Origin of the sequence: Thalassotalea piscium (assembly GCF_030295935.1) — a bacterium.
In the GTDB taxonomy this organism is placed as follows: Bacteria; Pseudomonadota; Gammaproteobacteria; order Enterobacterales; family Alteromonadaceae; genus Thalassotalea_B; species Thalassotalea_B piscium.
This window is the reverse complement of the sequence record NZ_AP027362.1, coordinates 1,150,035-1,174,624: the sequence shown is the minus strand read 5'-3', so window position 1 is coordinate 1,174,624 and position 24,590 is coordinate 1,150,035. Positions and strand designations below refer to the sequence as shown.

Below are 24,590 nucleotides of genomic sequence, written 5' to 3'. Positions count from 1 at the left end.
AGACTTATCTTTAATAACCCCCTATTTGTCGTATTTAGCTACAGCCACCTTAATCAATATGCTATAAGTTTATTAATAGTGGGCATAATCTGGTGGCTGGTGTAGTCTTTCGCAGGTTTCATTTTCAGGAACACAATGAACAAAAAAATAGTTATTCGTATCATGATGGCGTTAGCTTTTTATGGGATTCTTGTCTTTCTCGTTGTTAATTTTTACGACGATAATCCTGCCAATATGAAGTGGGAAGACCGTGAAGAGTTTAACCGACAATTTATTAGTGAGTTAAAAGTAAATAACTTTCATTTTGAACAAGCACTTCAAATACTAGGTAAACCAGATATAACAGAAGCAAAGTTAGTTGATGAGCGTTACTTTCAAGTATTATTTTATCGCACTCAACATATGAAGTCTGACGGTTTTACTACGCAAGACGAATGCTCTTATCTTTTGTTTATTAACAATGAATTGAAAGAATTCGATATTGCTAGCCAATACAATGGGCTCGAACAACTGATAATTAAATATCAACAAAACTTGCCAGTAACCAATACAAATATCGACTAATGTCGAATTGCATTTTTTTTACTAATATATACACTTTATTCTAGCAAATTATAGGCTTAATTAAGGTATACTACACACCTAGTAAATAGTACAAATATTTAAAAAGACCAATTTGCTTGAGTTTTATTTTTGTAGGCGTAATACAATTAACTAGGCTAGTATTTTAAGTATAAAATCACTCGCATTTAATACTGAAAAAGCTCTAGCTAATGGATATTTTAGCCACTACAAACAAAAATCAAACAATAAAGAATACCATTAAGGTAAATAAATCATCCAAGTTCAATAACAGTTTGCGTTGAACTTAACTCTACAATATTTAAAGGTGTAACTAATGGCTAAACAAACAATTACTGTGATCCCAGGCGACGGTATTGGCCCAGATATTATCGAAGCAGCAATTAAAGTGCTAGATAAAGCAGGATGTGATTTTGTATATGAGTATGCAGATGCAGGGCTAGTTGCATTAGAAAAGCACGGTGAACTTGTACCTGAAGAAACACTCGCACTGATCAAAAAAAATAAAATCACACTTAAGGGCCCGCTTACAACGCCTGTTGGTGAGGGGTTTACATCAATCAATGTAACATTACGTAAACAGTTTCAGTTATATGCAAACGTACGCCCAGTACTTTCATTTAAGGGCACCAAAGCACGCTATGAAAATATCGACATTATTACCATACGCGAAAATACTGAGGGCATGTATTCTGGTCTAGGCCAAACATTATCTGAAGATGGCACAAAAGCTGAAGCGATGAGTTTGGTAACAAGAGAAGGTGCAGAGCGCATCGTGACTTTTGCATACGAAACAGCACGAAAAGAAGGACGCAAAAAGGTTACAGCGGTACATAAAGCGAACATTTTAAAATCAACTTCTGGTTTGTTCTTAAAAGTAGCACGAGAAGTAGCACAGCGTTATCCTGATATTGAGTCAACTGAAATGATTGTTGATAATTGCTGTATGCAATTAGTAATGAACCCTGAGCAATTTGACATGATTGTTACCACAAACTTATTTGGTGATATTTTATCTGATTTATGTGCAGGTTTAGTTGGTGGCTTAGGAATGGCTCCTGGTGCGAACATTGGTGAAGATTGCGCTATATTTGAAGCAGTTCATGGTAGTGCACCAGACATTGCTGGCCAAAACTTAGCTAACCCTACGTCTGTAATTTTAGCGGCAATTCAAATGCTAGAATATTTAGAAATGGGTGATAAAGCAGAAAAAATCCGTCAAGTACTTACAGATGTCATTGAGGCAGGTGATAGAACGACTCGTGACTTGGGTGGCACACACGGAACAACTGACTTTACCGATGCGCTATTAGAGCGTTTATAAGCTTTATTTACTCGCTAAACGCCTAAAACAAAGGAGTTAAGAGTTAAGGGTTAAGATTTTAGGTTCTAGGAAGTTTACTTCCTAGAACCTTTTTTCCTTTAAAAGGTTGGTACAGGAGATAATAATCTTGCGTGGACAGTGACTTCTTCACGATCATAGTATAAGTGCTTTGCATATAAATCGTATTTAACACTATGCTCAGAAAATGCATCTTTAAGTAGTTGTAAATCTTTAACAACTTCGGCATATCGGCCTTTCATTGGTAATTTCAAATTAAAAATGGCTTCTTTACAGTAGCCTTGTAACAGCCATTGTGCCATTAGTTTAGCAACACGTTCAGGCTTTTCTATCATATCGCAGACTAACCAATAAACATTTTGTTTTTGTGGAATATACTTAAAGCCGTCCATCATACGATGCTTTACTTGGCCCGTATCCATTAACGATTCAGCCATTGGCCCATTATCGACTGATGTTACCATCATCCCACGGCGTACTAACTGATAGGTCCACCCGCCTGGCGCAGCGCCAAGATCAACTGCATTTAAGCCAGAAGTTAAACGAGTCTCCCATTCGTTTTTTGGAATGAAATACAAAAATGCTTCATCAAGTTTCAGCGTTGAGCGACTTGGTGCTTGGTTAGGGAATTTAAGTCGTGGGATCCCCATTACATGAGCTGATGTATTTGAACCTAAAGAAAACCCTAAGATCATTTCAGAGCCACTAAAGAACAAGGCATGCAAAATTGCACCTTCGTTATCGTGTTTTTCTGTAAGGATCTTCTCTTTTCTTAAAGCCTGACGCAAAGGTACTGCTAATTTACGACAAAACTTCGAAAGCGCTTTGCCTTCGTTAGTATCAGCTGTTTCCATGCGTAAATCGGCGTATTGCCAATCATTGCCCATTGATTCAACAATAGCTTCAACACGATTAAAGTCTGGTAGTGCTATTTTTTCCGTTAGAGTCACAAACCACTGACGCGTAAAAATCAATCGTTTCAGAGGAATGCGTTGCATTAACACTTCTCCTTCTTCAGGATTATTCAAATGAAAATATACAACACCTTGGTTTTTAGTTAGTTCAAGGTAGCCATATACTTCATTCCATGAAGCTTTTTCCTGAATTTCTGCCCCACATTCTTTTTCGAACCCAGGGCGACAATATAAAACAACAGCTGTCATAGCTTATTCTTACCTACAAAAATTAATAGCAACCATCCAAGCGCCAACAGTATGCCACCTAACGGTGCCAAGTTACCTATTGTGCTTAAAGAAAAGAAACTTTTTAAATACAAACTACCACAAAATAGTAAAATACCGGTGGCGAAAGATAACGCAGAAAACAACAGTAACTTAGTGTTGTCTACTTTGTACCACACAATAACAGCCAATAAGGCTAGGGTATGCAGCATTTGATATTGATGAGCGATTTCTACCCGATGTAACTGTTCTGCTACAAGAGATTGAGCCGCATGCGATAACCAAGCGCCGAATAATACTGAAAAACACCCGCTGATAGCAACAAAAATCACTAAAATGCGACTAGTTTTAGCTATATTCATATATAAACCGATTAATTTGCTTAATTGCAGAGTTTAAATGCTGTTGATGGGTATAGCCAGACTTTACCCTAGGTTTTAAATCATGATCCCCATCTGGTAAAAAGTATAGGCGACATAAATTCGATAGTTGATAGTTTTCTATTTCATCTTTGCTACCAAGAGAGTCTCTATCTCCTTGAACAATTAATACCGGTTTGTCAATTACTTGTAATGGCTCCAATCTTAGTTTATCGGGCTGTTTTTGCGGATGAAAAGGATAGCCAAGACATATCACTCCTCTGATACTGTCGTCGCTATTTTTTGCAATAGTTGCAGCTACACGCCCCCCCATAGACTTTCCCATAAGAAAAAGTGGCAAACTTTTATCAACATCTGCAATAACCTGTGCAAGACACTCTACTAGCTTTGGCATTCTATCAGGAGGTCTGCGTTTACCATCTTCTAAGCGTTTATCCATATAAGGAAAATTAAAGCGTAGTACATTGAATCCATCGCTCACAAGTTGCTCTGCTACATTTGCTAGAAAGTCACTACTTTTATCAGCGCCTGCACCATGCGCAAAAATGATAGTAGCCTTGGCGTTTACTGCACTTTGAAAGTGGCTTGTTGGTAATTTCATTTATTCTTCTTCCGCAGCAACTGTATCTAATACCCACTGTCTAAACGAGGCGATCTTGCCTACTTCAAGTTGATGCTCTCGGCATACTATGTAAAAAGCATTTTTACTGACAAGGCGATGATCAAATAAATTAACAAGCCTACCAGCATCAAGATCTGGCTTTGCCAGCACGCTTTGCGCTAAAGCAACACCCTGTCCATGTACTGCAGCCTGCACAACCATTGCTGAATGGCTAAAAATAGGACCATGATTTACATTCATACCTTTAACGTTAGCTTCTTTAAACCAGCGTTTCCAGTCACGTCTTGATGTATCATGAAGTAATGTATGGTTTGCCAAGTCATGAATTGTATTTAATGGTTTTTTGTCCGTTATAATCATTGGTGAACACACTGGAATTAAGTATTCTGTGTGCAATTTTTCTGCATGCACATTTGGCCAGCGCCCTCTTCCATGATAAATGGCAATATCAACATCTTGCGTAAGTGAGTTTTCATCTTGATCAACCGCTTTTATCCGCACGTCAATTTCAGGATGCTGTAAATTAAAGCTTGTTAAACGAGGCACCAACCATTGGATAGCAAAACTTGGCTGTAAACTGACGGTGATCGCGCCTTTAGATCCCCTTGCTAATAGTTTTTCTGTTGCTTCGTAGAGTGATGTAAAAATATCTTTAATGTCTAAAAAGTAAGATTGTCCTTCTTCAGTAAGTAAAAGCGCCCTATTTTTTCGCATAAATAATTTTAACCCTAAATGCTCTTCCAACAATTTAATTTGGTGACTAACAGCCGCTTGAGTTACAAATAATTCTTCAGCAGCTTTAGTAAAGCTCAATTGTCGAGCAGAAGCCTCAAATACCCGTAAAGCATTAAGTGGTGGGAGCCTAACAGCCAAAATCATTCCTTAAAAAAAGTGGTTAATGGTCAAAATAAATTCAAGTAAAAACAAAAGCAAACGAAACCAAAGTCGCATTAGTTTTTCTAATGCAAAACATTATAAAATGTCATTTTAAATAAAGCCAGTAATATCCTATTATAGCAACTGTAGATGAAGGACATCATCTTTCTAATGTTTAAGTGTAGCAAGTTGTTAACACTACTCCCATCCAAAGTTAACAACGCGAGAGTAACGTCCAATAGCATCTATATTGATAATAACGTTAAATACAGGTGATAAAAATGACACAATTAAACACTCTCTTAGGGATCCTCGTTGGCACGCTTATATTTGCGAATATGGCTAGTGCAAAGACCATTGAAATTGAAAAAGCTCAGCCAATTGATCACAAAGCAATACATGCTGCTGTAGAATTGCAATTAAAAAATACCATAGAAATATCAGCAAAATTATTCAGAGCTAAAGAGCTTCCTATCAATAGCTTATTAGCAATTAATAATCAGGAAGAAGATATAAAAACACTTAATATTGCCAAGACAGATTACCTAGCTGATTAAAAGTGCTAACCACAAAATTAAGTTATTGATTTCTCTAGAATTAACATTAAAAAGGGTACCCTATAAAATAGGGCACCCTTTTTGATTACGCTTGATATATATTGCTATGGTAAATTATAGCAAATAATTACAAGTCGATTAATCTGTATTTAGCTCAGGAAAACTCTTTACTAGCTCATCAATTGCTTTCATTTGTGCCAAGTAAGGCTCAAGTTTATCAAGTGGTAACGCACAAGGACCATCACACAGTGCCTTACTCGGGTCTGGGTGAGCTTCTATAAATAAACCCGCAATACCTAACGCCATGCCACTGCGTGCTAACTGAGCGGCTTGCGCTCTTCTGCCGTCAGCTGAATCAGTTCGTCCACCGGGTTTTTGTAATGCATGTGTCGCATCAAAAATTACAGGGGCATAATCTTTCATTTCATCCATCGCGAGCATATCTACTACAAGGTTATTATATCCGTAACAACTACCTCGTTCACACAGTAACACCTTGTCATTTCCTGCTTCACTGAACTTTTTAATGATATGGCGCATTTCATGCGCCGCCAGAAACTGTGGTTTTTTAACATTGATAATGGCATTGGTTTTGGCCATAGCAACAACCAAATCGGTTTGGCGAGCAAGAAATGCAGGTAGCTGTATAACATCAACTACCTCAGCCACAGGTTGCGCTTGATAGGGTTCATGTACGTCTGTAATAATAGGCACATTAAAGGTTGATTTTATTTCTTCAAAAATCTTTAAACCTTCTTCTAACCCTGGCCCTCGATACGAGTGCACAGATGAACGATTAGCCTTATCAAACGATGCCTTAAACACATAAGGAATATTAAGTTTTTGTGTAACCTCAACATAATGTTCAGCGATAGACATTGCTAAGTCACGCGATTCAAGTACATTCATACCGCCAAATAATGTGAATGGTGCATCGTTTGCAACCGTGATATCACCTAACGCAATTTTAGAGATTTTCATAGTATTCCTATAGTGCTTTATTTTAGCCAATTACTTGTAAAATTTGTCCACAAAACCAAGCCATATATGTACCAAGCGTATACCCTAATACAGCAAGCAATACACCAACAGGTGCTAATGAAGGATGAAACGCACTCGCAACTATTGGCGCAGATGCCGCGCCACCAACGTTAGCTTGGCTACCAACGGCCATATAAAACAATGGCGCTTTAATCATTTTGGCAACAAATAACATTAAACTTGCATGAACAATCATCCAGATTGCACCAATAATGAAATAAACAGGTGCATCTACAATCATTCGTACGTCCATTTTCATACCAATGGTTGCAATTAATATATATAAAAATGCTGAGCCAACTTTTGATGCGCCCACACCTTCTAAGTTTCTAGCCTTGGTAAATGAGAGTACTAAACCGACAGTACTTGCAAACACTATCATCCAAAAAAACTTACTATGAAAACTAAATCTGTCGGTGTTAGGGTAATTTTCAATAAAAAACGGCGTTATTGTATCGGCAAATAAATGTGCAAAACCTGTAACCCCTAGACCAACAGCAACAATTACCATTAGATCAGGCAATGTAGCAATTCGTCCATGCTTAGCATGAAATTGCTCAACCTGCTCTCTAAGTGCTGTTATAGCAGAAGTATCTGCCCCCGATTTTGCATCGATTTTCTTGGCGTTACTGGCCATAATAAGCAAAACGGCCATCCATAAGTTTGCAACAATTACATCAACAGTAACCATTGCTGAGAATATCTCATCACCAGCACCGTAAATCTCTTTCATTGCGGCTTGGTTGGCTCCTCCGCCAATCCAACTACCTGCAACCGTTGTCATGCCACGCCATACGGCTTCAGGTCCATCAACACCAATAAGTTCGGGTATAAAAGTAGATACAATTAATAATGCAATTGGTCCACCAATGACTATCCCTACAGTACCAGTTAAAAATAAAATAACCGCTTTACTGCCCAGTCGCCCTATTGCTTTTAAGTCGACACTTAAAATAAGTAATACTAAACAGGCCGGAAGTAAATAACGTGAAGCAACATAATATAAATTAGACTTTTCACCATCAACAATACCAAATGTATTAAGTAACGAAGGTAAAAAATAACAAACGAGTACAGCTGGCACTATGCTGTAAAACTTTTTCCAAAAAGAGCTTCCACTCTGAGCAGTATAAAATACTGCTCCTAACATAATCGCAAGTATACCCAAGATAGTCGCATCGTTAGTTAACATTGGACTATGCGCTAGCGCGGCTGATGTTGCATCAGTCATAAATTCTCCATTTTCTTATTTTAGTGTAATACCGTATCTTTTACTGAGATTTTATCAAGTTGTAATTTTAATAGTTGTGCTGCTGGATCTTTAGGGCATTGCTCAACAAAATATTGGTAGTCGTCATAAGCAACTTTAAAGCAGTCAAGCTGATGCAATAAAAAACCTCTATCTCTTCGCTCAAAAGGATCATCTGGTCGCATTGATAGCAGTAAGTCAACGCATTTTAGTGCTTGGTCAAACCGCTGTTCATGAATCAAACTGCTTTTTAAACCCGTTAGGTATTCAACCACAATTGATTCTTGCTCCATTGGCTCTAAAAACACACGACTAGGATCCCCACCTAATTCATCTAAACCTTGTTCTAATTCTTGCCAATTCAGTGATTCACCATTAACAGGATCAAACACAATTGAATAAACGTCATCGCATAATATCCGGACCATAACTTTTTCAGGCAAGTAAACAATCTCAACTTCTAACTCACATGCATTAGCAACATATTGAATAATTGCAGCTTTAACTACCGGCGCAACTATCTTATAGTCAATGCTTTTTGAAGTTTGATAAGATAAAACAGGCCAGATTGGGCGTTCATTATCAATCAGTAATTGTGAAATAAAAATTTCATTAATAAAAACTTCTGCTCTATCCATCGAATTTTCACATTCGTCTACAGCAAGCCTACAGCTTTTAACTATTGGCTCTAACGTTTTTTCAATATCTGAAGATTGACCGAAAATTGAATTTTCGAGCAATAAGAATTGATTAAGTAATGCACGTCTAGGTGCACTAATTTCAGACAGTAACAAATCATTCATAGGGTAAAATTAATAACAACTTATCTGCAGTAATCGACAATAGGATACCCCCTATATAAGGGGGAGTTTAGAAATTTAAAGGTGTGGGTTAAAAAAGTACGTTTTCTTTTGTCATAGCGATACGTACTACTAGTAAAATCCAGCCCATAGCACCTAAATAACCAATAATTTGCATGGTGCGATTGCGTGCTAATTTAAGGGTAAAATAACCGGTAAATATATAAGCAATTACAGCAAGGATTTTTTCACCTAACCAAAGTTGCTCTATAGGGTTAATTGCTAGCTTTACGGCCATTGCAACACCCAACGCAAACAGTAAAGTATCAATAACATGCGGGGTTATTTTAACCCACTTTCTTGATAACTGTTTAGACTCCATCAAGGTCCAAATAAACCTTAGCGTAAATAAAAATATGCTAATTACGGCTAACGTCATATGTAAATGCTTAAACATGTATTTTTCTCGCTTTCATTATTGTTATAAAGTAGTGTTAATAAACACTTTAAGTATGTTGAAATAAATTATCGCTGTGCAAATGTTACGCGTTCATGGCCATTATAATCTTTAATAGATTTTATGCCTCGATAGCCTAATACCTTTAACAAGTTTCTAAGACTATCTCCTTGCTCGTACCCATGCTCAAAATATAGCATACCATTTGGGTTTAAATAGTTAATTGCATGCTCAGCAATTATCATAAAGTCACCCATACCCTCTTTATCAGCAACTAATGCTGATAAAGGCTCGTATTGTACATCACCTTCAACCAAATGAGGATCCACCTTATCAATATAAGGTGGATTGCTCACAATAATATCAAATTGTTTTGTTGATTCGACTTTAGAAAACCAATCACTTTGATAAATATTAACAGTGATAAAGCCAAGGCTTGCTGCATTTTCTTTAGCTAACGAAACAGCATCTGTATTAAAGTCTATTGCATCAATTATCCACGAAGTTCTTTCTGAGGCTAATGCCAAAGCAATTGCCCCAGTACCTGTGCCTAAATCACAACAAGTATGAGTACCATCACCATGGTTTTGTAAAACGGTTTCAACAAGTACTTCGGTGTCGGGGCGAGGAATTAATGTACTTGGCGAGACTTTAAAGGGTAATGACCAAAACTCTTTCTCGCCAATAATGTAGGCAATAGGCTCATGCAGCACACGTCTTTGCAAGAGTAATAAAAAGTCTTCTTTGTTCGTACTACCCACTTGTTCTTCAGGCCAAGTAAGTAAATAACTTATAGGCTTGTTTAGCACAAAGCTAAGCAGTATTTGAGCATCGAGCTTAGCACTGTCAGAGTTCTGAGTAAGCATTTGCTTACCCAGACTAATAAGTGTTGAAATAGTAACTGTAGACATTATCGCTCTATGAGTTTGCGTAACTAGTGATGCTCAGCTAATGCAGCAAGTAGATCTGCTTGGTTTTCTTGCATAATAGGATCGATCACTAATTGCAAATTACCTTCCATAACCTCGCCTAATCGATACAAAGTTAAATTAATACGATGGTCTGTCATACGACTTTGTGGGTAATTATAAGTACGAATACGCTCAGAACGATCACCACTGGCAACTAGGTTTCGTCTAGACGACTCTTCTTCGCTACGACGTTTTTCATCTTCGGCAGCTTGCAGTCTCGCTTGTAAAACTGACATCGCTTGGGCTCTGTTTTTATGCTGCGATCGTTGATCCTGACATTCTACAACAACCCCTGTAGGAATATGTGTGATACGAATAGCTGAATCAGTTTTGTTAACATGTTGTCCCCCAGCGCCAGATGCTCTAAAGGTGTCAATTTTTAAGTCGGCTTTATTAATTTCAATAGCTTCAGACTCGGGAATTTCTGGCATAACTACCACTGTACATGCTGACGTGTGTACTCGCCCTTGAGATTCAGTTTCGGGCACACGTTGAACACGGTGTCCACCTGATTCAAATTTCATTTGCCCATAAACACTAGCACCAGTAATTTTAAAAATAACTTCTTTAAAGCCACCCTGCTCACTTTCATTCATATTCATTACTTCTATACGCCATCCTTGCTTTTCACAATAGCGGGTATACATACGATATAAATCACCAGCAAATATAGCGGCTTCATCACCACCTGCTCCTGCTCTAATTTCAACAAAGCAGTTATTATCATCATTTTTATCTCTTGGTAATAATAAAATTTGCAAGCCGTGGGTGAGTTCTTCTACGGCTTGTTTAGCTGATTTATATTCTTCTTGCGCCATTTCACGCATATCAGGATCGTCATCTTTAAGCATTTCTTCTGCAGTTGCAAAGTCAGCTTCAGCCTCCTGAAAGGCATTAAATGCTTGAGTTACCTCTTCTAATTGAGAAAACTCTTTTGAGAGTGCTTGAAATTTTTCTTGATTGGAAATAATGTCAGGATCTGACAATAAAGCTTGAACCTCTTCAAAACGTTCAACTAAACCTTCAAGCTTTTGATAAACAGAATTATTCATTAAATTAACTTACTTAAAATGGGTAGAAATATGTCGGTATTGACCATCTAAAGATGATCAATTACACACAATAAATTGTCGGCAAGTGTAAAGATTAATAACGCTAGTTGCAATTAATCTTGTAGTAGGCAAAGAACCTATTTAGATTGGTCAAGATCGAATATTTCTCTTAAGTAAACAATTTTATCTAGTTCTCCACCTTGTGCAGCAGTTTGAATAGCACTTGTCGGGGCATGCATAAACTTATTTGTTAATTTGGTTGCTAATTCAGCAACAACTGCTTCGGGAGATTTATCAGCACTGAGCTGAAGTAAAGCTTTTTCAAGTAGCAAGTCGCGCTCTGCCATACATTGATTGCGATAACTAATCACAGTATCTTGTGTATTAAGCCCTCGCAGCCAAGCCATAAAACCATCGGTTTGCTTAGAAACTATTGATTCTGCCTGTACTGCCGCCTTACGACGTTTATCTAAGTTTTTTGCAATAATACTTTGTAAATCATCAACCGTATATAAAAACACATCATCTAAATCTGAAACTTGTGCTTCTATATCTCTTGGTACCGCAAGGTCAACCATAAAGATAGGGCGGTGTTTGCGCTTACGTAACGCTTGCTCAACCATGCCTTTACCAATAATAGGCAAAGTACTCCCTGTTGAGCTAATTACAATATCAGCATCGGCCATACGTTCTGGAATTTGTGCCAGTGTTATTACATCGGCACCTATCTGTTTTGCCATGCCTTCGGCACGCGATAATGTTCGGTTAGCAACCGTTATCTTTTCTACTTTATTTTCATACAGATGTTTAGCAACTAACTCAATGGTCTCGCCAGCACCTACCAATAGTACTTTGGCTTTTTCTATATTTGCAAAAATATGCTTCGCTAAATTTACTGAGGCAAAGGCAACAGACACTGCACTTGTACCAATTTCAGTTTCAGTTCGCACTTGTTTAGCAACGCCAAAAGTACGCTGAAACAAACGGTCCATCACTAATGCCATAGAGCCTGCTGCTTTTGCTTGGCTATAAGCCTGCTTCATTTGACCTAATATTTGTGGCTCACCTAACACTAGTGAATCTAAACCACACGCCACGCGCATCATATGATTTACTGCTTTATGATCGTTATGCCAGTATAGGCTAGGACCAATCGTTGAGGCTGGAACATTATGATGTTGTTCTAACCAACGGATAATTCTTTCTTTAGTAAGGGCAACATCGCCATCTTGTACTAAATATAATTCTGTTCGGTTACACGTAGATAGGATAGCTGCTTCTTTACATTGCACATGTTGCAACATTTCCTGCAATGCCATACTTAACTGATCAGGATTAAAAGAAATCTTTTCCCTAACAGCAACAGGCGCAGTTTTATGATTAATACCTACAGCAACAATGGACATATAAAGTTTTTAGCCTAATTAATGATTATTTCTCATGAACGCAATGACAGAGGCATCAAGTTACCGATATAATCTAACAGTCAACGTATTGTGTGAAAGATGAACAACAGCAACACAAATTTCTTATTTACTTAAACAATAGCGCAATTTTACGAAATATTTATCATGATTGAAAGCAGATACTACATAGCAGAAGCTTTAACTTGCGCCACTGGCTATTTAAAAAACAACATTAACTTACGGGTAAAAAGTACAATATTACTGCTTTTATTGCTGTTAGTAGTCAGTTGCAGTACTAAGCCCACATTCGATCATCAATCTCTGCCAACGAATTATAGCCCTGAAAATAGATTACTTTTTTTGACCGCAATCAAGAATTGGCAAATAAGTGGTAAAATAGCCTTTATCGAGGGGAAAGAAAAAAAGAGTGCCACCCTTTTTTGGCAAAACAACCCTAAAAGTCAAAGTGAACAACTTAATTTAACCACCTACCTAGGCATTAATGTACTCGACGTAAGCTTTAACGGCGACATTTATACTATTCGTGTTGAAGATAAAATCTATCGTCACTCAGACATCGACTATATTCTTCAATCGCTCTCCGGATATTATTTACCTTCCCAAGCATTAAAACAGTGGATTAAAGCATTACCCTTTAATTCAGACGACGATATTGTTTATCATAAAGACACCCAACTGCCTGTATCTATAAATAGTTACTATGACAATAAAGTCTGGAAAATCCTTTATAGTGAGTATACCAGAGTAAATGGTATTCCCTTACCCAAACGACTCACTATTAAACAAAATAATTTAACTATTAAACTAATAATTAATCAGTGGGTGCTGTAATTTGAACAATATATCTCAACCCTTTTATACCTTCCCTTCGCCAGCTAAACTAAATTTATTTCTGCATATAGTAGGTCGTCGCGAAGATGGCTACCACGAACTTGAAACGTTATTTCAATTTTTAGATTATGGCGATCTGATAGAAATTTCCACAACGACAAGTAGCAATGAGATTAACTTATTAACACCGATAGCCGGTGTTAGCAATCACGACAATTTAATGGTTAAAGCAGCCATATTATTACAAAACTATACAAACTGCTCTGCAGGTGCTTACCTTAAAATAAAAAAAATCTTACCGATGGGGGGTGGTTTAGGCGGAGGGTCTTCGAATGCGGCAACAGTTTTACTCGCCCTTAATGTATTATGGAAACTTAACCTTTCAATTCAAACACTTTCAAAGTTGGGGCTTTCACTTGGCGCTGACGTGCCCATTTTCATTAATGGTTATGCGGCTTTAGCGCGAGGTGTTGGTGAGCAGTTATCAGCGGTTTATCCTAAAGAATATTGGTATTTAGTCACAAAACCTGATGTACATATTTCAACCGCAACTATTTTTAACGATAAAAATCTTCCTCGAAACTCGCCAAGGCTAACCAGCAATGACGTAGAGATAGAAAGCTGCCGAAACGATTGCGAAACTCTAGTAATAAATCGTTATCCTGAGGTTGCCAAGCTACTTACTTGGTTGGTAGAATACGCGCCGTCTCGTATGACTGGTACTGGCGCTTGTATTTTTTCACGTTTTACTACCAGAAAAGAGGCTTTGCTCATTCAATCAAAATTACCGCAAGGTATTGAATCGTTTGTAGCTCAAGGTATTAATCAATCTAATTTGCATAGTACATTGGCAGAAATAGCATTAACAATACCACCTAATAATTAGGAAATATCAAGTTTGCCAACTATTATTGGTATTACTCAACCCAATGCTCAGTTATCTTCATAACTTTGTGTTGTAATTAAAATGTCATAAGTTTCTGAGGAACTGATTGTGCCTGACATGAAAATTTTTGCGGGTAACGCCACCCCTGAACTGGCTAAACAAATAGCAAATCGTCTATATATCACCTTAGGCGAAGCCAAAGTGGGTAGTTTTAGTGATGGTGAGATAAGTGTTGAAATAACCGAAAATGTTCGAGGAGCTGACGTTTTTATTATTCAATCTACTTGCGCACCTACAAACGATAACCTAATGGAACTTATTGTTATGATAGATGCACTTCGTCGTGCATCTGCAGGACGAATTACCGCGGTAATGCCTTATTTTGGTTATGCTCGTCAAGACAGACGCGTTCGCAGTGCTCGTGTTCCTATAACAGCAAAAGTAGTTGCTGACTTCCTATCTAGCGTTGGCGTAGACCGTGTTCTTACGGTTGATTTGCACGCCGAGCAAATTCAAGGCTTTTTTGATGTACCAGTAGATAATGTTTTTGGAACACCTATTTTACTTGAAGACATGCTAGAGAAAAAAATTAAAAATCCAGTCGTTGTATCTCCAGACATTGGTGGTGTTGTCCGTGCAAGAGCCGTGGCTAAGTTATTAGATGATGCTGATTTAGCTATTATTGATAAGCGTCGCCCTAAAGCTAATGTAGCGCAAGTTATGCATATTATTGGTGATGTAGCTGGCCGAGACTGTTTTATTGTAGATGATATGATAGATACTGGCGGTACGTTATGTAAAGCGGCTGAAGCATTAAAAGAGCATGGAGCTAAACGCGTTTTTGCTTATGCAACTCATCCTGTCTTATCGGGAAATGCCGCACAAAACTTAAGAGACTCTGTTATTGACGAATTTGTAGTAACTGATTCTATTCCATTATCAGACGAAATTAAAAAGCTTAAAAAAGTACGCCAACTCACGTTAAGTGGCATGCTTTCAGAAGCTATTCGTCGCGTTTGTAACGAAGAATCAATTTCAGCAATGTTTGATAATTAGTTATTAACAAATACATTTAAATAAGCAGCTTATAGCTTCCAGGTTATAGCTGCTTTTTTTTGTATTTACCTGCTCTTTTATTGGCATTTCTAATAATGAAATGGTAATATTGCGCGCCTTTTTGGTCTGGCTGATATTTTCATTCAGACGCAAAGGGCATTATTGTTGTTTTTGGTCGCAAAAAACAACGCAACTTTTATTTAAAATTAGGTATAAAAAAATGACTGATATTTTTACTTTGGACGCTGAATTACGCGCAGATTTAGGGAAAGGTGCGAGCCGCCGCCTACGTCACGCTAATAAAGTTCCAGCAATTCTTTACGGTGAAGGCAAAGAGCCTGTTTCTTTAACATTAGCGCACAACAAAGTTTTCCGTGCACAACAAGAAGAAGCATTTTATTCGTCTGTACTTACATTAAACGTAGATGGCAAGCCAGTTGAATGTTTAATTAAAGACATGCAACGTCACCCATTTAAACAAGTGATCATGCATTTAGATTTCATGCGTATTAACGCATCTCATGCACTTCGCACAAACGTACCTGTTCACGTTATCAACGAAGAAGATTTCTTAAAAGCCGGCGCTACGGTTTCTCGTCATATCACTGAAATCGCAATTTCATGTTTACCTAAAAACTTACCAGAGTTTATTACAGTAGACATCAAAGATTTAGAAATCGGCCAAACGCTTCATTTATCAGACGTTGTACTTCCAAAAGGTGTAACTTCTGACGATTTAGCCAAAGGCGAAGATCATGACTTAGCTGTTGTTACAGTGAATGCAGCAAAAGTTCAATCTGACGATTCAGATACTGAAGAAGAAGAAACTACTGAAGAGTAACTTAAGGTTATTTCCTTAGATGACTATTCAATTAGTTGTGGGCCTGGGTAATCCAGGCCCCGAATATACAAAAACCCGTCATAATGCAGGTGTTTGGTTCATTGAAGAGCTCGCTTCCCGTTATAATATTTTATTAAGGCCTGAAAAAAAGTATTTCGGTCTATATGGTAAAGGAATTATTGGCGGTCAAGTTGTTCACCTATTAATTCCCACCACATTCATGAACCGCAGTGGACAAGCTGTAGCGCCTTTAGCCAATTTTTTCCGTATCCCTATCGAAAATATTTTAGTTGCTCACGACGAACTAGATATGGAGCCCGGCGTTAGCAAAATTAAGCTAGGTGGCAGTCATGGTGGACATAATGGTCTACGTGATATAATTGCCTGCATGGCGAATAATAAAGAATTCTATCGTTTGCGCATAGGGATTGGACACCCAGGTCATCGTGATCGTGTTACTGGTCATGTTTTAGGGAAAGCTCCCGCAAATGAACAAAGTTTAATTGAACAAAGTATAGATGAAGCTAGTCGCTGTTTTGAACTCTGGCAAACAAACGACCTTAAAAAAGCACAGAATCGTTTACACTCATTTAAAGCTCAAGCGTAGGCACTGAGCGTAACAATTATAGGTAATTATCATGGGTTTCAAATGTGGTATCGTTGGTTTACCCAACGTTGGTAAATCTACACTCTTTAATGCACTAACTAAAGCCGGTATTGAAGCCGCAAACTTCCCTTTCTGTACAATTGAGCCTAATACAGGCGTTGTACCAGTGCCTGATCCGCGTTTAGATAAATTAGCCGCAATTGTTAAGCCAGAGCGCGTATTAGCAACAACAATGGAGTTTGTTGACATCGCTGGCCTCGTTGCTGGCGCATCAAAAGGTGAAGGACTCGGAAATAAGTTTTTAGCTAATATCCGTGAAACTGATGCTATTGGCCATGTGGTTCGCTGTTTTGAAAATGATAATATTATACATGTTGCAAATAAAATAAATCCTGCAGACGATATTGATGTAATCAATACCGAATTAGCACTGGCAGATATGGACACTGCGGAAAGAGCAATCATTCGACAGGCTAAGCGCGCGAAAGGCGGCGATAAAGATGCTAAATTTGAATTGCCTGTATTAGAAAAAATATTAAAACATGTCGAAGACGGTAATATGGTCCGTTCTTTAGAGCTATCAAAAGAAGAGAAACACGCTGTAGCCTATTTAAACTTCTTAACGATTAAACCAACTATGTATATCGCCAACGTGAATGATGATGGCTTTGAAAACAACCCTTACCTTGATGTTGTTCATAAAATAGCGGAAGCTGAAGGTGCTGTAGTTGTTGCTGTTTGCGCAGAGATTGAAGGCGAACTCTCTGAAATGGATGAAGATGACCGTATAGAATTTATGGCTGAAATGGGCTTAGAAGAACCTGGCCTTAACCGAGTGATTAATTCTGGTTATGGCTTACTGCACCTTCAAACATACTTTACTGCTGGGGTAAAAGAAGTTCGCGCTTGGACAGTTAAACAAAATGCTACAGCACCACAAGCGGCTGGAGTAATACATACCGACTTTGAAAAAGGCTTTATAAGAGCTGAAGTCATTAGCTATGATAACTTTATCGAGTTTAACGGCGAAGCTGGCGCTAAAGAAGCAGGAAAGTGGCGCTTAGAAGGTAAAGACTATATTGTTAAAGACGGCGATGTAGTCCACTTTAGATTTAATGTGTAGTCGTTAACCCCTTTCCTATACACAAATATTCTCACTTTATTAAAGAGGCTTATAAATTTATTTATAAGCCTCTTTATATTCTCTTGTATTTTTCAAAAAGTAGACCAGACTTAAGAATACCAATCTCACTAACTATGTGATCATTTCTACTGGCTAAAGCAAACAACTACTGCGTTATTGATTTAATAATTATCGCTACAAACGATAAAGCTTATATGAATAATGAGTTATTAAAATAAATGCTTTGTATTGGTCTGTTTTTTCTGCGTAAAAGTAGATCACCTAATTAATGAAATTAGTATAAAGAACCTGAATTCGGAATAAGCAAAGTTAATGAGCAAGCTATTTTTCGCCTGCCGGCGGTGAGGGCTTAACCCGTTGAAAATTAATTAATACGAGTTGAGGGTGAGTATTATTTTTATTAGTTAACCTGAGTTCTGGATAACGGATGTACGACCAATACATATAAAGTTTTATTTTTCAATTACTTATTGTAAAACAATCGTATTGCTTATGTAGTTATATATCAATGTTATAAGTTTTGAGTGAATCAAGGCAAGTTTGCGTACCTAATAGCGAGCTATTAGTAGCAAATTAACGGTTTTTTAGTTCCAGACAAAAACCAAGTACCTACGTCCATGCAGGCAACGCAGATACGCGCAAAAATCGTGACATTGACGTGCTTAGCTTATACAGAACTCAGGTTAGTTAGTAATACCCTACTGTATACAAAAGCACTCACTTTCTTATACGGATTGATATTATTTAACTAGCTACCTATTTGATCTGAGGATTACTTATGAAAAGAGTTCTTTTAATTAGCGTATTAGCGAGCCAATTTATGCTTCTCCCCCCTGTTTCTAGTGCAAATGACAACATATCATTGCGCATTTGCGAGTATGTAGCTGCAAATGATAAAAGCAGGCTACGATCATACTTAAAGCAAAATAAACTCAAGCTAAGAGACGTTTACGATAAAATTAATTGCAATGGGGAAAACTTACTCGTGTTTTCTGCGGCCAATGCCGCTTTAGAAACAGGTGAATTTATTATTGGTAAAACATCAGTTAAAGAAGTAACCGCTAATATTGCTGCAATAGCAAAATATTCAAAACATTTAGAGGAAGCAGCAAAAGAAAGAATAAAATAAATATTAACACATTTATTTTTGTTAAAAACCACCACTACATGTATGCTATTTCGTGTAGAATACATGCAAAGTGGTGAGAGTTTAAGCAAACAGTAAAAAAGTCACCTTTATTTGAAAAAAAACGGTTGACGTAAGCTAAGCAGATTTGCATAATACGCGCCACTTGCTGAGAGGCGAGTTGAAAAGGCTACATAGCTCAGCTGGTTAGAGCACATCACTCATAATGATGGGGTCCCAGGTTCAAATCCCGGTGTAGCCACCATTACTATTAGTTAGTAGTTTGAAATAATGCGGGGTTGGCGGAATTGGTAGACGCGCTGGATTTAGGTTCCAGTATCGCAAGATGTGAGAGTTCAAGTCTCTCACCCCGTACCATTTCAACACAACGAAAGTTGTGAAAGTTAGTTACATTGCAGGGGTATAGCCAAGCGGTAAGGCAGCGGGTTTTGATCCCGTCATTCAGAGGTTCAAATCCTCTTACCCCTGCCACTTTCTTTATCAATAATATCTATGAAAGTAAAAATGTAACCTGACATCAGAGTAACTTCAAATTCTGTAGGGGTATAGCCAAGCGGTAAGGCAGCGGGTTTTGATCCCGTCATTCAGAGGTTCAAATCCTCTTACCCCTGCCACTCTATTTAAAACCTTCCCATTTTAAGTTCAGCTATAAAGCTATAAAGCTATAAATTCATTCAATATCATTACTTATACCAGTTTCATTAATTAAGTGATCTATTTTTACGCAGTGAAAACAGTCAAATACAATGCATTTATTTTCATAACGAGTTATTCAGGGCAATTATGCTCCAGCATTGCCCACATAAGCTACATCCTTGTAGCGATAATGATAAAATAAACAACGCAGTAGTTGATTGTTTTAACCAGTAGAAATGATCACACAATTAGTGAGATTGGTATTATATACCGCACGCATAAGCTAGCGCTTTATTTTTAATTAATGATGATTTATTAATTAGTGATAAACCTGTGTTACGAATAGACTTAACTATGCTAGAAGAGTGACTGAATACGCCGTAAAAAGCATCCATTGTCGTCATCATTAACAAATTATCGTTGCGGCGCAACTTTTCATATTGCGATAAAACGGATTCACTATACCAACACTGTCCGGTTCCAATTGCAGTTGCGATGACATTTTTCAATGCTAATACATCTTTAAAACCTAAGTTAACACCTTGACCAGCCAAAGGGTTGATTGAGTGTGCAGCATCACCAATCAATATTATTTTTCCTTGCAGGTATTGATTAGCATGTTTACGAGTTAATGCAAAAGCACCTTTAGCAAATACTTGCTTTATTCCTCCGAGCTTTTCAGGGAAAAACTGGTTAACATCATTGCATAACTGGGCATTAGTTAACGACGATAAACGATTAATCTCACTTTTGCTGTGATACCAAACTAAAGAAGCATGATTACCTTGTAAAGGAAGCATAGCAACAGGACCCGTTGGTCTAAACTGCTGCCACGTTATTTCTTGCTGGCCTAACTGAGTTTCTACATTGATTAACATCGCAGCTTGCTGGTAATCCCATCCTGTTGTGCCTATACCTGCTTGCTGACGAATCTGTGAATTTGCACCATCTGCTGCAATTAGAATTTTTGCATTGAGCTTTTTAGTTTCAAGGGTAACTTCAACCTCATTGTTGGTTTGGTCAATGTTTATAACAGACTCAGGACAAAATAGTTCAATATTGCTTTGGTTGGCTATTTGTTGCCATAAAGCAAGCTGAATAATTCTATTTTCAACAATATGACCTAGGTGCTGCTGATTTATATCATTACTATTAAACTCAGTGTAAGCATGCTCATTTTCCCAGACACCAAGGCGTCGATAAGGACTAGACCTCATAGCTTTAATCGAATTCCAGGCGTTAATACTTTCAAGTAAATATTCTGAGGCGAGTGAAATAGCAGAGACTCTAAGATCAAACGGCTGCTCAGCTTGAAACACCTTGGGCTTTACCTTATCAACCAAAGCTATCCTTAGCCCTAACTGTGCTAACGTTAAGGCACAAGAAGCACCAACCATGCCGCCACCAACAATTATACAGTCATACTTTTTCATTTATTTATTCTCTAATAATACTTGATACTTATTCTAACGAACCCCACTAGGTTTATCGAGATTAACGCCAATAAAATTATATAAAAAATAAATCACTGAAAAATAAGCATAAAATAGATAAACTAGCCAAAAGGTAAAAAAACGATATACTAAATTTGCTCTAATCTTAAACACTTGCCAATTAACAAGGAAAAATTATGTCAGCCTTACATAAAGAAGTTCGCGTTGAAAAAGATATTAATTTAATTTACGACTTCACCGAAAAACCGAACCTAACACAATTAAAAGCACATGAAGATCGCGCTGTAATAGCAAAGCTGCGCGCGGACCTAGTACTACCCAACGACAAAATTTTAACGGTTGATATAGATTTTGACACTGATAGTGGCTACCATAACAATTCAATTATGGTAATGGATGACTTTGGTGTAGAAATGATTGCCACAGCATTTGAAGTAAAATATGGCAAGATTCACGCAGACAAAATCAGAACAGCTTGGAACGAAAGACAAAAAGAAAATGATCCTCGCAAACCAACATACATCTTGGTACAAAAGCCTGAAGATGAAAATACGATCCCTAAGTCACACCCCAAATGTGGTGACGAAAAGCATCCGCCTAAACTTGCCCCACAAAGTATCACTTAACATTAAAAAAGTCATACTTTGGTGGTTTTTAATACTCCCTGTATTACTAACCTCATCTTTCGTTCATTCAATTGAAAGTGCCCAGTTATCAACATTGCCAAATGTCGAAGAAATCACCCAAGACAATAATGGTTTTATTTGGTTAATTGGGCAACAAGGCCTTACACGTTTCGATGGTAAAGACTTATTAAGTTTTGCTAATCATAATAGCGAATGGCCACTACCTTTTACTTGGACACATAACGCTGAACGACATGGAGATAGGTTATTAATAAGTACTGAATCTAAGGGTGTGTGGTGGTTTGAACCAAATACAGGCATTACCACACCGCTTAATTTAACGCTTACTGATAATAGCGTTTATCGCAGTACCTACTTCAACGGTAAATATTATGTGTTCTCCGATCATATCTACCTTTTTGATGAAGAAACTCAACACACAACCCCCCATATTAGCGGGATAGATCTTCTCAAGTTTATTAAAACAAAAGACGCGCTATACTTTTATAATAAAAATTCACTTAATTTAATCACAGACGATGGATATAGCCCAATTCTAGAGGTTCCTATTACAACGGTAGCCAGTTTGGGTGATACGTTAATAGTTGTTAAAGGTAAAACGCTACTCGCCTACCATAACAATATATTAATTAAAGAAAAAAAATTAAATTATCGAATTAAAGGGATAACCAAAGCACACAATAGTAATAATTTTTTTATTATAGATGAGCATGGCAACATTCATAAATTTAGCCAAGAGCTTGTTCCTTTAAAGCACAGTTTTCCAAAGGTAGAGTCTTTAGGTGTTAGCAATATTTTTCACGACAGATCCAATGTAATTTGGTACTACAATGGTGATGGTGTGAAAAAACTATCTGAGCAATACATTAACAACAAACCATTTTATTTTAATACGAAGGTCAACTCGATAAAGTTGGAAAGTTACAAGAATGATGTCGTACTAGGTAGCTATGGTGATGGCATACATACATTTAACAATTTAAGTACTTTATTCTCCGACGATGTTAAAGCACAATTAGAGGGCAGAAGCAGATTTATTAAAGATCTCCAACAAGTAGGTGAAGACCTATATATTGCGACATTTGACGGCCTTTGGAAATATACCGACAAAACAAAAACACTGACAAAAGTCCCCTTTGAACAAAACAATCAAATACTGTTAGATATCAACCTAGTTAATAACTTGCTCTATCTCGCCACTGACGGTAATGGTTTTATTATTTTTGACCATACTACAGGTAAAGTTATTGAAGTGATTGATAATAAATATAACTTCAGTTCGCCAGAGATTCTTGACAGTACCCCAGTTAACAATAATCAAATTTGGTTAGCAACTGCGGCCAACATCGATGTATATAACAAAATGACTCGAACAATCTCAAGTATTAACTTACAAGGTTCAAGTAAAATTGCATCATTAATAAATACGCATAATAAAGTCTTTGCTTTTTCAAAAGGCAATGGTGTTTTTGTTTTGAGCTATTCTGGCGAAATTATCAATCAATTTGCTACTGGTGTTGATTTTGGTAAAGCAAAATTAATCGGTGACGAAATTTGGGCTCCGTCAAAGCGCGGAGTGTTTAGAATTAACCCTGATACGCTTGAGATAATATTAGTACCCAATACTGAAAAATATAGCTTTACTAGTGAACCCGTTATTTTTAATAATCTTTTACATATTGCTCATTATGGTGGCGTTGTAACATTACCCTTTAAGAAAACAACAAAGTATGACCCTGATATTTTCATCAGTAAAACAACCGTATCAGGGGAGTCTCTACTTCTTAATAAAGAAATTAACATAAACTCATCCAATGATGTATTACAGCTCGACTTAGCATCTTTAGACTATCGCTCAGGCCAAAGTAAACATTTTAAATATCAAATTAATAACGGAGTTTGGCACCCCATTAATGGCAATCAACTGACATTAACCGGTTTAGCTTCAGGAAGCTATTACATCACAATAATGGGAACAAATAGCTTAGGACAGTGGAGCAACAAGAAAGCTTTCACTCAAGTTCATGTTGCTTACCCATGGTATTGGACACCAAAGCTACGAGTTCTTTATACAATATGTCTCGTAGGTTTGTTAATCATAGGTGCTTGGCTGCTATATCTTCGAGGGCGCTCAATTAGTCATATTCATGCATTATTAAATGATGATATTAAAGTACGCGGTAAAACAGCACTCAATGTAAGTCGAAATTTATCCCATGTACTCAGTTTATACCAAACCATTCCAACTAATGATCAGCCAGAAGTGAATGAAACACACCAACAAATTAAAAGTTTGCTACAGGAATCGGTCAAGGAGTTAACAGAACAGTCTCAAACAAAAGTGCCCGACAATCTTTACGGGAACTCATTAACGATAGCGCTCCCATATTTAGCTGATTTTGTTCATAAAAAATACCATATTAATATTGAATATATTCATGAGCTTAATGATGAAGATCTTAGTTATGAATTACAATCTGACATATATACAATGATTTACGAAGCTATAATATCAGCAGTGTTAAACGGTAACGGACGTAACTTTACTATTTCACTGCAAGAATTTAAACAAAAAATATGGCTAACCATTACTGATGATGGGGATAGCTTTACGCATTTTAAAAGTAAAATAAATTTTGATATGGCCATGTATTATATTCGACAAATTGCCAACAAATATGCAGCCTCTGTCAATACTTTTGAAGAACAAAATCAAGGTAGTCAACTTGTTATTTCAATTCCACTAATGCAAATATCTTAGTAAATATCTACCCAACACTCTTTTTAGTTAATGCCAGGTTTAA

General features: G+C 37.2%; 24 protein-coding genes and 4 tRNA genes. 16 read left to right on the top strand and 12 right to left on the bottom strand.

The window, feature by feature from the left end:
* Positions 1-135: 135 nt before the first annotated feature.
* Positions 136-564 (top strand): DUF3192 domain-containing protein, encoded by a 429-nt coding sequence (locus QUD79_RS05020; RefSeq protein ID WP_184424946.1) that lies wholly within the window; start codon positions 136-138, stop codon positions 562-564.
* A 334-nt stretch (positions 565-898) separates the two neighbouring features.
* Positions 899-1,906 carry an isocitrate dehydrogenase gene (locus QUD79_RS05015; RefSeq protein ID WP_184424948.1) on the top strand — a complete coding sequence of 336 codons (1,008 nt, stop codon included), beginning with the start codon at positions 899-901 and terminating at the stop codon, positions 1,904-1,906.
* A 98-nt stretch (positions 1,907-2,004) separates the two neighbouring features.
* Here the strand turns inward: QUD79_RS05015 and rlmM are convergent, their stop codons facing one another.
* Genes rlmM through QUD79_RS04995 form a run of 4 tightly spaced genes read right to left on the bottom strand, consistent with a single transcriptional unit; the run spans position 2,005 to position 4,980 of the window.
* Positions 2,005-3,087 (bottom strand): 23S rRNA (cytidine(2498)-2'-O)-methyltransferase RlmM, encoded by a 1,083-nt coding sequence (rlmM, locus tag QUD79_RS05010; protein ID WP_184424951.1) that lies wholly within the window; start codon positions 3,085-3,087, stop codon positions 2,005-2,007.
* A complete protein-coding gene (locus tag QUD79_RS05005; RefSeq protein WP_221435218.1) occupies positions 3,084-3,467 on the bottom strand; it encodes a DUF423 domain-containing protein in 384 nt (127 codons plus the stop codon). Before QUD79_RS05005 ends, rlmM begins: the two co-directional genes overlap by 4 nt.
* Complete coding sequence (locus QUD79_RS05000) at positions 3,454-4,086, bottom strand: alpha/beta fold hydrolase (RefSeq protein WP_184424954.1); 633 nt, start codon at positions 4,084-4,086, stop codon at positions 3,454-3,456. Before QUD79_RS05000 ends, QUD79_RS05005 begins: the two co-directional genes overlap by 14 nt.
* Positions 4,087-4,980 (bottom strand): transcriptional regulator GcvA, encoded by an 894-nt coding sequence (locus QUD79_RS04995; protein WP_184424956.1) that lies wholly within the window; start codon positions 4,978-4,980, stop codon positions 4,087-4,089.
* A gap of 284 nt (positions 4,981-5,264) precedes the next feature.
* Here QUD79_RS04995 and QUD79_RS04990 point away from each other — a divergent pair, with 284 nt between their 5' ends.
* Positions 5,265-5,540, top strand: coding sequence for a hypothetical protein (locus tag QUD79_RS04990; protein ID WP_184424958.1), 276 nt, complete (start codon positions 5,265-5,267; stop codon positions 5,538-5,540).
* A gap of 138 nt (positions 5,541-5,678) precedes the next feature.
* Here QUD79_RS04990 and kdsA read toward each other — a convergent pair whose 3' ends face one another.
* The 7 genes from kdsA to hemA form a co-directional block, all read right to left on the bottom strand.
* Positions 5,679-6,521, bottom strand: coding sequence for a 3-deoxy-8-phosphooctulonate synthase (gene kdsA, locus QUD79_RS04985; protein ID WP_184424960.1), 843 nt, complete (start codon positions 6,519-6,521; stop codon positions 5,679-5,681).
* Positions 6,522-6,543: 22 nt separating this feature from the next.
* The gene (locus QUD79_RS04980; protein ID WP_184424962.1) at positions 6,544-7,812 is read right to left on the bottom strand and encodes a DUF819 family protein; all 1,269 of its coding nucleotides are present in this window, start codon (positions 7,810-7,812) and stop codon (positions 6,544-6,546) included.
* Between the two features lie 20 nt (positions 7,813-7,832).
* Positions 7,833-8,633 (bottom strand): tetratricopeptide repeat protein, encoded by an 801-nt coding sequence (locus QUD79_RS04975; protein ID WP_184424964.1) that lies wholly within the window; start codon positions 8,631-8,633, stop codon positions 7,833-7,835.
* 88 nt (positions 8,634-8,721) lie between these two features.
* On the bottom strand, positions 8,722-9,087 hold the full coding sequence (locus QUD79_RS04970) for a SirB2 family protein (protein WP_184424966.1): 366 nt from the start codon (positions 9,085-9,087) through the stop codon (positions 8,722-8,724).
* Positions 9,088-9,155: 68 nt separating this feature from the next.
* Positions 9,156-9,998 carry a peptide chain release factor N(5)-glutamine methyltransferase gene (gene prmC / locus QUD79_RS04965; RefSeq protein WP_184424968.1) on the bottom strand — a complete coding sequence of 281 codons (843 nt, stop codon included), beginning with the start codon at positions 9,996-9,998 and terminating at the stop codon, positions 9,156-9,158.
* Between the two features lie 23 nt (positions 9,999-10,021).
* On the bottom strand, positions 10,022-11,110 hold the full coding sequence (gene prfA, locus QUD79_RS04960; RefSeq protein WP_184424969.1) for a peptide chain release factor 1: 1,089 nt from the start codon (positions 11,108-11,110) through the stop codon (positions 10,022-10,024).
* 137 nt (positions 11,111-11,247) lie between these two features.
* A complete protein-coding gene (gene hemA, locus QUD79_RS04955; RefSeq protein ID WP_184424971.1) occupies positions 11,248-12,516 on the bottom strand; it encodes a glutamyl-tRNA reductase in 1,269 nt (422 codons plus the stop codon).
* 165 nt (positions 12,517-12,681) lie between these two features.
* Here hemA and lolB point away from each other — a divergent pair, with 165 nt between their 5' ends.
* The 11 genes from lolB (at position 12,682) to QUD79_RS04900 (ending at position 19,663) form a co-directional block, all read left to right on the top strand.
* On the top strand, positions 12,682-13,368 hold the full coding sequence (gene lolB, locus QUD79_RS04950) for a lipoprotein insertase outer membrane protein LolB (RefSeq protein WP_184424973.1): 687 nt from the start codon (positions 12,682-12,684) through the stop codon (positions 13,366-13,368).
* 10 nt (positions 13,369-13,378) lie between these two features.
* Positions 13,379-14,254 (top strand): 4-(cytidine 5'-diphospho)-2-C-methyl-D-erythritol kinase, encoded by an 876-nt coding sequence (gene ispE / locus QUD79_RS04945; protein ID WP_184425022.1) that lies wholly within the window; start codon positions 13,379-13,381, stop codon positions 14,252-14,254.
* 108 nt (positions 14,255-14,362) lie between these two features.
* Entirely contained in the window at positions 14,363-15,310 is a 948-nt protein-coding gene (locus QUD79_RS04940) for a ribose-phosphate pyrophosphokinase (RefSeq protein WP_184424975.1), read from the top strand.
* Positions 15,311-15,530: 220 nt separating this feature from the next.
* A complete protein-coding gene (locus QUD79_RS04935; protein WP_184424977.1) occupies positions 15,531-16,151 on the top strand; it encodes a 50S ribosomal protein L25/general stress protein Ctc in 621 nt (206 codons plus the stop codon).
* A gap of 19 nt (positions 16,152-16,170) precedes the next feature.
* Positions 16,171-16,758, top strand: coding sequence for an aminoacyl-tRNA hydrolase (gene pth, locus QUD79_RS04930; protein WP_184424979.1), 588 nt, complete (start codon positions 16,171-16,173; stop codon positions 16,756-16,758).
* 31 nt (positions 16,759-16,789) lie between these two features.
* Positions 16,790-17,881: a redox-regulated ATPase YchF gene (gene ychF, locus QUD79_RS04925; protein ID WP_184424981.1), complete on the top strand. Its 1,092-nt coding sequence runs from the start codon at positions 16,790-16,792 to the stop codon at positions 17,879-17,881.
* Between the two features lie 799 nt (positions 17,882-18,680).
* The gene (locus QUD79_RS04920) at positions 18,681-19,031 is read left to right on the top strand and encodes a DUF3718 domain-containing protein (RefSeq protein WP_184424983.1); all 351 of its coding nucleotides are present in this window, start codon (positions 18,681-18,683) and stop codon (positions 19,029-19,031) included.
* A 185-nt stretch (positions 19,032-19,216) separates the two neighbouring features.
* Positions 19,217-19,293: transfer RNA gene (locus QUD79_RS04915), tRNA-Met, on the top strand.
* A gap of 28 nt (positions 19,294-19,321) precedes the next feature.
* Positions 19,322-19,406: transfer RNA gene (locus QUD79_RS04910), tRNA-Leu, on the top strand.
* Between the two features lie 39 nt (positions 19,407-19,445).
* Positions 19,446-19,520, top strand: a tRNA-Gln gene (locus QUD79_RS04905).
* Positions 19,521-19,588: 68 nt separating this feature from the next.
* Positions 19,589-19,663: transfer RNA gene (locus QUD79_RS04900), tRNA-Gln, on the top strand.
* 285 nt (positions 19,664-19,948) lie between these two features.
* Here QUD79_RS04900 and QUD79_RS04895 read toward each other — a convergent pair.
* Entirely contained in the window at positions 19,949-21,118 is a 1,170-nt protein-coding gene (locus QUD79_RS04895; RefSeq protein WP_184424985.1) for an FAD-dependent oxidoreductase, read from the bottom strand.
* A 197-nt stretch (positions 21,119-21,315) separates the two neighbouring features.
* Between QUD79_RS04895 and QUD79_RS04890 the strand changes: the two genes are divergently transcribed.
* Complete coding sequence (locus QUD79_RS04890; RefSeq protein ID WP_184424987.1) at positions 21,316-21,765, top strand: hypothetical protein; 450 nt, start codon at positions 21,316-21,318, stop codon at positions 21,763-21,765.
* Entirely contained in the window at positions 21,743-24,547 is a 2,805-nt protein-coding gene (locus tag QUD79_RS04885; RefSeq protein ID WP_184424989.1) for a sensor histidine kinase, read from the top strand. Before QUD79_RS04890 ends, QUD79_RS04885 begins: the two co-directional genes overlap by 23 nt.
* Positions 24,548-24,590: the final 43 nt, after the last annotated feature.

What these genes read in the sequence shown, in the direction of transcription:
- QUD79_RS05020 (WP_184424946.1), top strand. Translation starts at nt 136, where the DNA reads ATGAACAAAAAAATAGTTATTCGTATCATGATGGCGTTAGCTTTTTAT.
- QUD79_RS05015 (WP_184424948.1), top strand. Translation starts at nt 899, where the DNA reads ATGGCTAAACAAACAATTACTGTGATCCCAGGCGACGGTATTGGCCCA.
- rlmM (WP_184424951.1), bottom strand. Translation starts at nt 3,087, where the DNA reads ATGACAGCTGTTGTTTTATATTGTCGCCCTGGGTTCGAAAAAGAATGT.
- QUD79_RS05005 (WP_221435218.1), bottom strand. Translation starts at nt 3,467, where the DNA reads ATGAATATAGCTAAAACTAGTCGCATTTTAGTGATTTTTGTTGCTATC.
- QUD79_RS05000 (WP_184424954.1), bottom strand. Translation starts at nt 4,086, where the DNA reads ATGAAATTACCAACAAGCCACTTTCAAAGTGCAGTAAACGCCAAGGCT.
- QUD79_RS04990 (WP_184424958.1), top strand. Translation starts at nt 5,265, where the DNA reads ATGACACAATTAAACACTCTCTTAGGGATCCTCGTTGGCACGCTTATA.
- kdsA (WP_184424960.1), bottom strand. Translation starts at nt 6,521, where the DNA reads ATGAAAATCTCTAAAATTGCGTTAGGTGATATCACGGTTGCAAACGAT.
- QUD79_RS04980 (WP_184424962.1), bottom strand. Translation starts at nt 7,812, where the DNA reads ATGACTGATGCAACATCAGCCGCGCTAGCGCATAGTCCAATGTTAACT.
- QUD79_RS04975 (WP_184424964.1), bottom strand. Translation starts at nt 8,633, where the DNA reads ATGAATGATTTGTTACTGTCTGAAATTAGTGCACCTAGACGTGCATTA.
- QUD79_RS04970 (WP_184424966.1), bottom strand. Translation starts at nt 9,087, where the DNA reads ATGTTTAAGCATTTACATATGACGTTAGCCGTAATTAGCATATTTTTA.
- prmC (WP_184424968.1), bottom strand. Translation starts at nt 9,998, where the DNA reads ATGTCTACAGTTACTATTTCAACACTTATTAGTCTGGGTAAGCAAATG.
- prfA (WP_184424969.1), bottom strand. Translation starts at nt 11,110, where the DNA reads ATGAATAATTCTGTTTATCAAAAGCTTGAAGGTTTAGTTGAACGTTTT.
- hemA (WP_184424971.1), bottom strand. Translation starts at nt 12,516, where the DNA reads ATGTCCATTGTTGCTGTAGGTATTAATCATAAAACTGCGCCTGTTGCT.
- lolB (WP_184424973.1), top strand. Translation starts at nt 12,682, where the DNA reads ATGATTGAAAGCAGATACTACATAGCAGAAGCTTTAACTTGCGCCACT.
- QUD79_RS04935 (WP_184424977.1), top strand. Translation starts at nt 15,531, where the DNA reads ATGACTGATATTTTTACTTTGGACGCTGAATTACGCGCAGATTTAGGG.
- pth (WP_184424979.1), top strand. Translation starts at nt 16,171, where the DNA reads ATGACTATTCAATTAGTTGTGGGCCTGGGTAATCCAGGCCCCGAATAT.
- ychF (WP_184424981.1), top strand. Translation starts at nt 16,790, where the DNA reads ATGGGTTTCAAATGTGGTATCGTTGGTTTACCCAACGTTGGTAAATCT.
- QUD79_RS04920 (WP_184424983.1), top strand. Translation starts at nt 18,681, where the DNA reads ATGAAAAGAGTTCTTTTAATTAGCGTATTAGCGAGCCAATTTATGCTT.
- QUD79_RS04895 (WP_184424985.1), bottom strand. Translation starts at nt 21,118, where the DNA reads ATGAAAAAGTATGACTGTATAATTGTTGGTGGCGGCATGGTTGGTGCT.
- QUD79_RS04890 (WP_184424987.1), top strand. Translation starts at nt 21,316, where the DNA reads ATGTCAGCCTTACATAAAGAAGTTCGCGTTGAAAAAGATATTAATTTA.